Source organism: Pseudomonas sp. c313 (genome assembly GCF_055407145.1).
The window spans coordinates 542,540-554,148 of record NZ_JBUZRD010000004.1 but is presented as its reverse complement, the minus strand read 5'-3'; the positions used below and the strand labels follow the sequence as shown (position 1 = coordinate 554,148).

Genomic DNA, 11,609 nt, shown 5'->3' with positions numbered 1-11,609 from the left:
AGCCTGCATGCACTAAATTCAGGCGTAGGTATCGATCAACGTACCGAGCATTTCATCGGAAGCCTTGGCGATTTTCACGCCCAGCTCCACTTGGAATTTCCCCTCAGCCATCTCGACCATATTGCTCGCCGAATTCGAGGGATCTGCCGCCCGCAAACGGTCGTTTTGCGCGTCCGAAGGCTGGCTAGTGGCGGCACTGGCAATTTTGCCCGCGGCCTGGTCGACACGGTTCTGCCCGGACTGAATGCTGCTCAGCCCAGAGTAAAACGCGCTGCTTCCAGAGATTTCCATGGCGTAAACCTGCCTTTACAGAATCATGAACAGTTATTGAAGCAGACATCCTCAGGAAATGCCCGTCAAAAACACTAATGGCATAATGCCTTGGCTATAGGAAAAACTAGTCAAGCAGGTCCAATTGCAGGTACTCAGCAACGGCTTCAGCGCTGGGGCGCTTGAGTTTCGGCACCCTTCCCAGGCATGGTGCGGGCAGTCGCTCGGCCAGCGTGGCGAGGTTTTCTTCCAGACGAGAGGTCTTGGGGTCGATGATATTGGCCACCCACCCCGCCAGCGGGAGGCCATCACGGGCGATGGCTTCAGCGGTCAGCAGCGCATGATTGATGCAGCCCAGACGCACACCCACCACCAGGATCACCGGTAGCTGCAATGCCTTCGCCAGATCCGACAGGTTGTCCTGATCCGCCAACGGCACCCGCCAACCGCCCGCCCCCTCTATCAAAGTGAAATCCGCCTGTTTGGCAAGAATCTGCTGCATGGGCGTTAACAAGGACTGCACGGTAAGCGCTACTGCAGCTTCCCGGGCCGCCAGATGCGGCGCGATGGCCGGCTCGAATGCCACCGGATTGACCTCGGCATAGGTCAATGGCAACGAACACTCATCCAACAAGGCTAGCGCATCAGCATTGCGCAACCCCTTGGGCGTCACTTCACAGCCCGAGGCCACTGGCTTGCCAGCGGCGGTGCTCTTGCCCGCTTGCCGCGCCGCATGCAACAGGCCCGCGGCGATGGTGGTCTTGCCGACGTCGGTATCGGTACCGGTGATGAAATAGGCGGTGCTCATAGAGGTTTCTCCAGTACGGCATACACCACTTGATAGGTCGCCGGCAGCCCTTGGGCCTGGCGAAACTGCTCGTATGCCTCAACCAGTGCAACAATCCGTGCACGGCCGGTAAGGCCACCGGGCCGTCCCGGATTAAGATTGTGCGCACCCAACGCTTTCAATTCATGGGTCAGGCTGCGCACATCCGGGTAGTGCAGCACATGGGGACGTTGCTCCAGGCTCACCACCCGCAACCCGCTGTTGTCGCACAGCTGTTGATAAGTACTGAACGGCCGGAAGCGATTAACGTGAACCAGGCCGTCCGCCGCCCGCCAGCTTTCCCGTAGCTCATCCAACGTCCCGACGCACAGGCTGGCAAACGCCAGCACGCCACCGGGCTGCAACACTCGCCGGGCTTCGCCGAGTACCGCCGCGAAATCGGAGCACCATTGCACCGCAAGGCTGGAAAAAATCAGCCCGCAACTGCTGTCCTGCAACGGCAGGCGTTCGGCATCACCGGCGATGAAATGCTCGGCACCGCCCAAGGGCCGGGCGTGATTGAGCATCCCTTCGGCGATATCCAGCGCCAGGCCTTGGCTGCCGGCAAATGTAGCGTCCAGCGCACGACTGAAATAACCAGTGCCGCAGCCCAGGTCCAACCAGCGCTGGGGAGAAAACCCCTCGGGCAGACGCCGCAGCAGTTCGCCACCGACCGCACGCTGCAACTCGGCGACGCTGTCATAGCTGGCCGCCGCACGGGAAAAGGATGCTGCAACCTGACGCTTGTCGGGCAAGGTCCCTGGCACTGGAAAAGGGCGCAATAGAGGATGGGATAAATCAGTCATCACCGCACTCATGCAAAAAAGCCTGGATCGCCCCGGCTACGCCATGGGGGTCCTCCAGAAGAAAGGCGTGGCCGGCCTGTTCAATCAGACCGATTTCAACATCCGGCAATAACTTCAACAGTTCACTGCCCGCCTCAGCGGGCACCAGGCCATCCAGTCCGGCAAACAAATGCAGTTGCGGACCGCGAAAGGCCTGCAAGGCGTCCCGAGTGTCCAACTGCGTCAACAACTCAAGGCCGGTCATCAGCACCTTGGACGGCGTATTCGGCGCACCGCTGACCAACAAGCGCGCCAGGCCCCGTGGATCTTGCGCGCCCTTGGCACAGAGCAGGCCGAAGCGTTTGAGGGTAACTTGGGAGTCGGCATGGCAACCGGCGAGGAAGGCGTCGAAGGTTTCTGCGGGCATTGCGCTCGGCCAACCGTCATGGGCGACGAAACATGGGTTGCTGGCCAAGGTCAGCAAACCGCAACAGCGGTCACCGCGACGGGCTGCCAGCTCCGAAGCAAGCATGCCACCCAGGGACCAACCGCCGAGCCAGGCGTTATCGGGCAGCGTCGCATCGAGTTCGTCGAGCCACTCGTCGAGGTCACTGGAGCACAGCTCCGGCAAGGGCTCGATATCGACCCGCAGGCGCTCGTCCAACCCTCGCAACGCGGCGGCCAAAGGTTCCAGCGGCGACACGCCAAGGCCCCAGCCGGGCAGCAATATCAGTCGATCACGCATGGTCGGGCTCCTGGCCTAACAAGCGGAAACACTCTTCCAATGCGCTTAACAATAGCTGCACCTGCGTTTCACTGTGGGCCGCCGACAATGTCACCCGCAAACGGGCACTGCCGGCGGGCACGGTGGGCGGACGAATCGCAGTGACCATCAGCCCTCGCTCGCGCAGCATCTGTGACAAGCGCACCGCCCGGCCACTGTCGCCAATCATGATCGGCTGGATCGGCGTGAAGCTGTCCATCAGCTCCAGGCCGATTTGCTGGGCGCCCTGGCGAAACTGGCGGATCAGCGAATTCAGATGCTCGCGCCGCCAGTGTTCTGTGCGCAGCAACTCAAGGCTTTTCAGGGTGGCGCACGCCAGCGCTGGCGGCTGGCTGGTGGTGTAGATGTACGGCCGGGCGAACTGGATCAGGCTTTCGATCAACTCCTCGCTGCCGGCGACAAACGCGCCAGCCGTGCCGAACGCCTTGCCCAGGGTACCGACCAGCACCGGCACGTCTTCCTGGCTCAGGCCGAAATGCTCGACGATCCCGCCACCATTGGCGCCCAGCGGGCCGAAACCATGGGCGTCATCGACCATCAACCAAGCGCCTTTGGCACGGGTTTCAAGGGCCAGCGCCGGCAGGTCGGCAAGGTCGCCGTCCATGCTGAACACGCCGTCGGTGACTACCAATGTGTTGCCGGTGGCTTTCTCCAGGCGCTTGGCCAGGCTGACAGCGTCGTTGTGCAGATAACGATTGAAGCGCGCCCCGCTGAGCAAGCCGGCATCCAGTAAGGAGGCGTGGTTGAGGCGGTCTTCCAGAACCGTATCACCCTGCCCGACCAATGCAGTAACCGCACCGAGGTTGGCCATGTAGCCGGTGGTGAACAGCAGCGCCCGAGGGCGGCCGGTGAGGTCGGCCAGGGCTTCTTCCAGTTCATGGTGCGGCGTGCTGTGGCCAATCACCAGGTGGGATGCGCCACCGCCCACGCCCCAGCGGGACGCCCCGGCGCGCCAGGCTTCGATCACTTGCGGGTGATTGGCCAGGCCCAGGTAGTCGTTGTTGCAAAAGGCGAGCAAAGGCTGGCCGTCCACCACCACTTGCGGGCCTTGGGGACTTTCCAGCAGTGGCCGTTGGCGATATAGGTGTTCGGCACGACGGGCAGCGAGACGCGCGGCGAGATCGAAAGACATGCAGGCCTCGGGGATATCAGAAATTGAATGTAGCCGCTGCCGCAGCGGCTACGGGTGAAGCCAGGATCAAACCGCGGCGTTATAAAACTGCTCGCTGCTCTTCTGTTCCACCAGCGCCTGCTCGATGGCCGCCTGGTGTACCTCATCGGCATGCTCCTCGCGGGCTTCCGGCAAGATTCCCAGGCGCGAGAACAACTGCATGTCCTTGTCCGCCTGCGGGTTGGCGGTGGTTAGCAGTTTGTCGCCGTAGAAAATCGAGTTGGCGCCGGCAAAAAACGCCAGGGCCTGCATTTGCTCGTTCATCGCTTCCCGGCCAGCCGACAGGCGCACATGGGATTGCGGCATGAGAATGCGCGCCACCGCCAGCATGCGGATAAAGTCGAACGGGTCGATGTCCTCGGCGTTTTCCAAGGGCGTGCCAGCGACCTTGACCAGCATGTTGATCGGCACCGACTCCGGATGCTCCGGCAGGTTGGCCAGTTGGATCAGCAGGTTGGCGCGATCATCGAGGGACTCGCCCATGCCGAGGATGCCGCCGGAGCAGATCTTCATCCCTGAATCACGCACGTAGGCCAGCGTTTGCAGGCGATCACCGTAGGTGCGGGTGGTGATGATGGAGCCATAGAACTCCGGCGAGGTGTCGAGGTTATGGTTGTAATAATCCAGACCGGCCTGGGCCAGTGCTTCAGTCTGGCCCTGGTCGAGGCTGCCGAGGGTCATGCAGGTTTCCAGGCCCATGGCCTTGACGCCTTTGACCATCTGCAACACGTAGGGCATGTCCTTGGCCGACGGGTGTTTCCAGGCCGCGCCCATGCAGAAGCGGGTCGAGCCGATGGCTTTGGCGCGGGCGGCCTCTTCGAGGACCTTCTGCACTTCCATCAGTTTTTCTTTTTCCAGGCCAGTGTTGTAGTGGCCCGACTGCGGACAATATTTGCAATCTTCCGGGCAGGCGCCGGTCTTGATCGACAACAGGGTAGAAACCTGGACCCGATTGGCATCGAAATGCGCGCGGTGCACGGTCTGCGCCTGGAACAACAGGTCATTGAATGGCTGCACGAAAAGCGCTTTGACTTCGGCTAAAGACCAATCGTGACGCAGGTTGGCAGTGATGCTGGCGCTCATGGGCGATTCCTTGTTTATGCTTTGGCAAGCGCTGCGGGAAAGGTAATACCCACAGGCACGACACGGATGCTCGGCATATTTAAGGAAGAATCATGCACTGTCAACCTGAACCCAATAACGAAGTCTACATCTGGTCGAAAAACAACCAGACCTGTTTAATTTGCGATGAGGCCACTGATACGACCCATTCGATCTGTAACTTCTGCGAAACCGAACTGCCGTGGCTGATGGATCATTGCGAAGTGTGCGCCCTGCCCCTGCCCATGGCGGGCCTGACCTGCGGCCAATGCCAAAGGCAGCCACCCGCGTTTAAACACGTAGCTACGCCCTTTACCTACAGCTTCCCGGTCGACACGCTGATCAGCCGCTTCAAGCACCAGGCCCGATGGCCGCTGGGCCATTTGCTGGCACACCTACTGGGACAATGCCTGCAAGATCGCTATGAAAACGCCGAGCTGACACGCCCTGACTGCCTGTTCCCGGTTCCCATGGCCCGCAGACGCCTACGGGAAAGGGGCTATAACCAGGCGACAATGCTCGCGCGATGGTTGAGCAAGGATTTGGACATTCCCTGCGATGAGCGGGTGTTACTACGCCCACATGAAACCGTGGCACAGCAAAACCTGGACGCAAAAAACCGCAAAAGCAATCTGCTCAAGGCATTTGCACTGGCACCCGGCGCTGCGGTCAAAGGCCTCCACCTGGCCCTGGTGGACGATGTACTGACCACCGGCGCCACCGCCAACAGCCTGGCCCGGCTGTTAATCGACGCTGGCGCGCGGCAGGTCGACGTGTACTGCCTGGCGCGTACGCCAAAACCTGGCACATGACTTGACGCCGACGCGCCCTGCCCGCAACGTCCTGTGTATTCCATCGAAGCGTGTAACCGTTCGTCATGACTTTACCGACCCTGTTGAGCCAACACATCGTCCGTCGCCCCCAGCGCATTGCCCTGCTGCAGCACATCGCCGAACAGGGCTCCATCACCCGCGCGGCGAAAAGTGCCGGCCTGAGTTACAAAGCCGCCTGGGACGCCATTGATGAGCTGAACAACCTGGCGCAAAAGCCGCTGGTGGAACGCAGCGTCGGCGGCAAGGGCGGCGGTGGCGCGCGGTTATCCACAGAAGGCGAGCGGGTGCTGCGTCTCTACCAACGCCTGCAAGCGCTGCAAGCCCAAGTGCTGGATGCCGCTGAAGATGCCAGCGACCTCGACTTGCTGGGCCGCCTGATGCTGCGCACCAGTGCCCGCAATCAGTTGCACGGCAAAGTCATCGCCATCGATAGCCATGGCCGCAACGACCTGATCCGACTGGAACTGGCCGCCGGGCTCACCCTCGATGCGCAGATTACCCACGACAGTACCCTGCGCCTGGAACTGGAAATCGGCACCGAGGTGGTGGCGTTGATCAAGGCTGGTTGGCTCGAAGTCGTCGCGGTCGAGGCAGCCACAACACTTGAACACAATTGCATGAGCGGTAATATCGACGCCATTCTCGACGCCGACGATGGCCCCAGCGAAGTGCGCATCGCCCTGCCCAATGGCCAGGTTTTATGCGCACTGGCGCAACCCGAGCAGCTCAAGGCGTTGGGTGCCGTCAACGGAAAAACCATCCAGGTGCAGTTCGCGCCCAGCAATGTGCTGCTGGGTATCGCGGTGTAACTGACGCCCGTCGCAAAACTGCAACGGTTTCGTCACACACGTTCCCTATGGTGTTTGCAAAAACCATAAAGGGGCCTGCTATGAACCTATTAGAAGAAAACCAAGCCACTGACCTTGAACAGATGGTCGGCCTTAGTCGCCGCCGCTTTATCGGTGCAGGCGCCCTGTGCGGTGCCGCGATGTTCCTGGGTGGCAACCTGCTGACCCGCAGCGCCCTGGCCGTCAATGCCGCGTCTTCAAGCCCCTTGCTGGGTTTTGCCAGCATCGCCGCCGCCACCAGCGACACCATCACCCTGCCGCCCGGCTACACCTCTTCGGTGCTGATCAGTTGGGGCCAGCCGTTGCATAAGAATGCACCCGCCTTCGACCCAACCGGCAACGGTACCGCCAAAGCCCAGGAACTGCAGTTCGGCGACAACAATGACGGCATGAGCCTGTTCGCCTTCCCTAGTGACGACCGCAGGGCGCTGATGGCCATCAACAACGAATACACCAACTACCGCTACCTGTTCGCCCACGGTGGCATGCCGCAATCGGCCGAAGACGTGCGCAAGGCCCTGGCCAGCGAAGGGGTGTCGGTGATCGAGGTGCAGCGCAAAGGCGACACTTGGCAGTTCGTCCAGGACTCGCGCTACAACCGGCGCATCCACGGCAACTCGCCCCTGCGCTTCGGCGGTCCGGCTGCCGGGCACGCCTGGCTGCAAACCGAGGCTGACAAGAGCGGCAAAAAAGTCCTCGGCACGTTCCAGAACTGCGCCAACGGCATGACCCCGTGGGGCACTTACCTGACCTGCGAAGAAAACTTCACCGACTGTTTCGGTAGCAGCAACCCGCAGCAAGCGTTCGACGCCGGGCAGAAACGCTACGGCGTGGTAGCCGCCAGCAAGGACATCAACTGGCATCAGCACGACCCGCGCTTTGATATGGCGAAGAACCCCAACGAACTCAACCGCCATGGCTGGGTGGTGGAAATCGACCCGTTCGACCCACAATCCACGCCGGTCAAGCGCACCGCCCTGGGCCGCTTCAAGCACGAGAACGCCGCCCTCGCTGAAACACGCGACGGCCATGCCGTGGTGTACATGGGCGACGACGAACGTGGCGAATTTATCTACAAGTTCATCAGCCGCGACAAGATCAATCACAAAAATCCCAAGGCCAATAAAGATCTGCTGGACCACGGCACCTTGTACGTGGCGATTTTCGATGCAGGCGATGGCAATGCAGACCACCCCAAGGGCCAGGGCCAATGGGTCGAACTGACCTTCGGCAAAAACGGCATTGACGCCAGCTCAGGTTTCGCCAGCCAGGCCGAAGTGCTGATCCACGCACGCCTGGCCGCCAGCATCGTGAAGGCCACGCGCATGGATCGCCCTGAATGGATTGTCGTCAGCCCCAGCGACGGCCAGGTCTATTGCACCCTGACCAACAACGCCAAGCGCGGCGAAGACGGCCAACCCGTGGGCGGGCCCAACCCACGGGAGAAAAACGTCTACGGCCAGATACTGCGCTGGAAGGCCAATGCCGATGACCACGGCGCGCCGAACTTCACCTGGGACTTGTTTGTGGTGGCGGGCAACCCCGGCGTGCATGCCGGCAAGCCCAAGGGCGGCTCGTCCAATATCAACCCGCAGAACATGTTCAACAGCCCCGACGGCCTGGGCTTCGACAAGGCTGGGCGCTTGTGGATTCTCACCGATGGCGACTACAGCAACAGCGGCGACTTTGCCGGCATGGGCAATAACCAGATGTTGTGCGCCGACCCGGCAACGGGGGAGATTCGCCGGTTCATGGTCGGGCCGGTGGCGTGCGAGGTGACAGGGATCAGCTTTTCGCCAGATCAGAAAACCCTGTTTGTGGGGATTCAGCATCCAGGGGAAACCGGTGGCTCGACGTTCCCAGAGTATTTGCCCAACGGCAAGCCTCGGTCGTCGGTGATTGCGATTCGGCGGGAGGATGGTGGGATCGTCGGTTCATAAGAGCCAACACAATTTTCTGTGGCGAGCGGGCAAGCCCGCTCGCCACAACAAGTCCACTCACCCACCTATCCAGGCTGGTGTGCGATACCATACCGGGCCGGACGCGGCGCCCTGCTGCGCGCAGGAGTTCGCATGGCCCACCCGTTTGCAACACTTACCCCTGACTTGGTGCTCGACGCAGTAGAGAGCATCGGTTTTCTCAGTGACGCCCGCATCCTCGCGCTCAACAGTTATGAAAACCGCGTCTATCAAGTCGGCATCGAAGATTCCGAGCCGCTGATCGCCAAGTTCTATCGCCCTCAGCGCTGGACCAACGAAGCGATTCTCGAAGAACACCGCTTCACTTTCGAACTGGCCGAGTGCGAAGTGCCGGTGGTCGCGCCGATGATCCACAACGGCGAAAGCCTGTTCGAACACGCGGGTTTTCGCTTCACTCTGTTTCCCCGTCGCGGCGGCCGTGCGCCAGAGCCGGGCAATCTCGATCAGTTGCACCGCCTAGGGCAGTTGCTCGGTCGTTTACACGCGGTCGGCGCCACCCGCCCTTTCGAACACCGCGAAGCCCTGGGGGTAAAGAACTTCGGTCACGATTCCCTGACTACCTTGCTGGAAGGCAATTTCATTCCCAAGAGCCTGCTGCCCGCCTACGAGTCCGTGGCCCGCGACCTGCTCAAGCGCGTGGAAGAGGTCTACAAGGCCACACCCCACAAGAACATCCGCATGCACGGCGACTGCCACCCCGGCAACATGATGTGCCGCGACGAGATGTTCCACATCGTCGACCTCGATGACTGCCGCATGGGCCCGGCAGTGCAGGACTTGTGGATGATGCTCGCCGGTGATCGTCAAGAATGCCTGGGGCAGTTGTCGGAATTGATGGACGGCTACCAGGAGTTCCACGACTTCGATCCCCGCGAACTGGCACTGATCGAACCCCTGCGCGCCCTGCGCCTGATGCACTACAGCGCCTGGCTGGCACGGCGCTGGGATGACCCGGCGTTCCCCCACAGCTTCCCGTGGTTCGGCAGCGAGCGGTACTGGGGCGACCAGGTGCTGGCATTGCGCGAGCAACTGTCGGCACTCAATGAAGAGCCGTTGAAACTGTTCTAGACGGGCCCGCTCCTCTGTAGGAGCGAGGGGGACGCCTAGTTCTTGCTCGCGAGAAACCCGAGGGCAACGCGTTCATTCAGGATGATCGCGTTATCGTTAACGCTCTTCGCGAGCAAGCTCGCGCCTACAGAAAGCAAATCCCATTGCCCGACAAATCTCCTTACAATCACAGCTTTGTTAGCTGCCTAAGCAAGGATTCTGCATGCAAGCCGCCAACCCCCGTCGCGGGTACATATTGGGCCTGAGTGCCTACGTCATCTGGGGAATGTTCCCGCTCTACTTCAAAGCAATCGCCAGCGTTCCCGCCGTAGAAATCATCGTGCACCGCGTGCTGTGGTCGGCGCTGTTCGGCGGCTTGCTGTTGATGGTCTGGAAACACCCTGGCTGGTGGCGCGAACTGCGGGACAACCCAAAGCGGCTGGCAATCCTGGCCTTGAGCGGGTCCTTGATCGCGGGCAACTGGCTGACCTACGTCTGGTCGGTAAACAGCGGCCGCATGCTGGAAGCCAGCCTGGGTTACTACATCAACCCACTGGTGAATGTGCTGCTGGGTATGTTGCTCCTGGGCGAACGCCTGCGCCGCCTGCAATGGGTCGCCGTCGGGCTCGCCGCATTGGGCGTCGTGCAACAGGTGTGGCAAGTCGGCAGCCTGCCGTGGGTGTCCCTGGTGCTGGCGTTGACCTTTGGCTTCTACGGTTTGATCCGCAAACAAGCGCCGGTCAAGGCATTGCCGGGGCTGGTGGTAGAAACCTGGATGCTAGTGCCGATTGCCGTGGCCTGGTTGCTGCTCAACCCAAGCGCCCACAGCGCACAAATGGAGTTCTGGGGCACGTCCGAAGCCTGGTGGCTGGTAGCCGCCGGCCCAGTGACGCTGATCCCGCTGGTGTGTTTCAACGCTGCCGCGCGGCATTTGCCCTACACCACACTGGGTTTCCTGCAGTACCTGGCGCCAACGCTGGTGCTGTTGCAGGCGGTGCTGTTGTTCGATGAGCACCTGACTTCCAGCAGCCTGGTGGCGTTTCTGTTTATCTGGGCGGGCCTTGCGGTCTACAGCGTCGATGCCTGGCTCAGCCTGCGCAAACGCTGATCAAATAACGTACAAACCCCTGCAAGCCACAGTGCGCGTGGCTTGCAGGGTTTCACCCCAAGGTTATCCACAACCTGGTCCCCTGCGTTTGTGCACAAGCCCTTGAAATTGCTCATTTTTTGCTCAGCTACCGAAGAGCCCCGGCCGACGTGGTCTGGCGCCGGGTCTCTACAGGTTATCCACAGGCCCATGCAAGATTTCCATGCATAACCTTGTGGGCAGTTACTCCTCGCTGCGCAACGCCAACTCCACCATCAAATCGTCGGCCAGGGTTTCGAGTGCCTCCTGCAATGTCTCCAGTGGCAGGGTCAGGGGCACCGCCAACAAGGCTTCGGCGTGAAACAACGGATCGCTGCTCATCGGGGCGGGGCGTACATCGGTGAACAGGCGTTCCAGGTTGACACCATGCTTGCTCAGTAACGCCGTGATATCACGCACAATGCCCGGTCGATCATTGCCCACCAGCTCCATGGCAATCGGCTTCCACTCGCAGGATTGCGCGATACCGCTTTCAGCGATCAGTACCCGAATGCCGTGGGCCGACAACCCCTGCAGCGCCCCCACCAATTCATCGTAGGCTTCAGCCGGCACACCGACCCGTAGTATCCCGGCAAACTGCCCGGCCATGCGCGCCATGCGACTTTCCAGCCAATTACCACCATGCTCGGCGATGCACTGGGCGACACGTTCAACCTGGCCGGGTTTGTCCGGCGCAATAACGGTCAGTACGAGATGGTCCATGGTGTCAGCCCTCTTGTGTTGGATTAGGTAGGAGCGAGCCCACTTCTACAGGGTGGACACGGATATCAATGAAGACAAATCGTGTACCATTTTTATATTTATCTGGAACAATCCAA

At 60.9% G+C, this 11,609-nt stretch carries 12 protein-coding genes; 5 read left to right on the top strand and 7 right to left on the bottom strand.

The genetic code is table 11. From position 1 onward, the window contains the following. Positions 1-18: 18 nt before the first annotated feature. The 6 genes from ACZRKZ_RS16205 to bioB all read right to left on the bottom strand — a co-directional run bounded on the left by ACZRKZ_RS16205 (position 19) and on the right by bioB (position 4,919). On the bottom strand, positions 19-291 hold the full coding sequence (locus tag ACZRKZ_RS16205; RefSeq protein WP_133102307.1) for a pyrroloquinoline quinone biosynthesis protein PqqE: 273 nt from the start codon (positions 289-291) through the stop codon (positions 19-21). A 106-nt stretch (positions 292-397) separates the two neighbouring features. Beyond that, entirely contained in the window at positions 398-1,078 is a 681-nt protein-coding gene (gene bioD / locus ACZRKZ_RS16200) for a dethiobiotin synthase (RefSeq protein ID WP_463982074.1), read from the bottom strand. Further along, entirely contained in the window at positions 1,075-1,902 is an 828-nt protein-coding gene (gene bioC / locus ACZRKZ_RS16195; protein ID WP_463982073.1) for a malonyl-ACP O-methyltransferase BioC, read from the bottom strand. Before bioC ends, bioD begins: the two co-directional genes overlap by 4 nt. Next, positions 1,895-2,626, bottom strand: a complete 732-nt coding sequence (locus ACZRKZ_RS16190; protein ID WP_463982072.1) for an alpha/beta fold hydrolase — start codon at positions 2,624-2,626, stop codon at positions 1,895-1,897. The genes bioC and ACZRKZ_RS16190 overlap by 8 nt, the downstream gene beginning before the upstream one ends. Further along, on the bottom strand, positions 2,619-3,797 hold the full coding sequence (gene bioF, locus ACZRKZ_RS16185; protein WP_463982071.1) for an 8-amino-7-oxononanoate synthase: 1,179 nt from the start codon (positions 3,795-3,797) through the stop codon (positions 2,619-2,621). Before bioF ends, ACZRKZ_RS16190 begins: the two co-directional genes overlap by 8 nt. Before the next feature lie 66 nt (positions 3,798-3,863). Beyond that, positions 3,864-4,919: a biotin synthase BioB gene (gene bioB, locus ACZRKZ_RS16180; protein ID WP_463982070.1), complete on the bottom strand. Its 1,056-nt coding sequence runs from the start codon at positions 4,917-4,919 to the stop codon at positions 3,864-3,866. A gap of 92 nt (positions 4,920-5,011) precedes the next feature. Here bioB and ACZRKZ_RS16175 point away from each other — a divergent pair, with 92 nt between their 5' ends. The 5 genes from ACZRKZ_RS16175 (at position 5,012) to rarD (ending at position 10,752) form a co-directional block, all read left to right on the top strand. Next, positions 5,012-5,749: a double zinc ribbon domain-containing protein gene (locus ACZRKZ_RS16175; protein WP_463982069.1), complete on the top strand. Its 738-nt coding sequence runs from the start codon at positions 5,012-5,014 to the stop codon at positions 5,747-5,749. A gap of 65 nt (positions 5,750-5,814) precedes the next feature. Beyond that, positions 5,815-6,579 carry a TOBE domain-containing protein gene (locus tag ACZRKZ_RS16170; protein ID WP_350614325.1) on the top strand — a complete coding sequence of 255 codons (765 nt, stop codon included), beginning with the start codon at positions 5,815-5,817 and terminating at the stop codon, positions 6,577-6,579. 80 nt (positions 6,580-6,659) lie between these two features. After that, on the top strand, positions 6,660-8,558 hold the full coding sequence (locus ACZRKZ_RS16165) for a PhoX family protein (RefSeq protein ID WP_463982068.1): 1,899 nt from the start codon (positions 6,660-6,662) through the stop codon (positions 8,556-8,558). 132 nt (positions 8,559-8,690) lie between these two features. Continuing rightward, positions 8,691-9,665: a serine/threonine protein kinase gene (locus tag ACZRKZ_RS16160; protein ID WP_133102316.1), complete on the top strand. Its 975-nt coding sequence runs from the start codon at positions 8,691-8,693 to the stop codon at positions 9,663-9,665. A gap of 202 nt (positions 9,666-9,867) precedes the next feature. Further along, positions 9,868-10,752 carry an EamA family transporter RarD gene (rarD, locus tag ACZRKZ_RS16155; RefSeq protein ID WP_463967860.1) on the top strand — a complete coding sequence of 295 codons (885 nt, stop codon included), beginning with the start codon at positions 9,868-9,870 and terminating at the stop codon, positions 10,750-10,752. Between the two features lie 222 nt (positions 10,753-10,974). On the opposite strand, the gene ACZRKZ_RS16150 is transcribed toward rarD, so the two are convergent. Beyond that, positions 10,975-11,493, bottom strand: a complete 519-nt coding sequence (locus ACZRKZ_RS16150; protein WP_463967859.1) for a glycine cleavage system transcriptional repressor — start codon at positions 11,491-11,493, stop codon at positions 10,975-10,977. Positions 11,494-11,609: the final 116 nt, after the last annotated feature.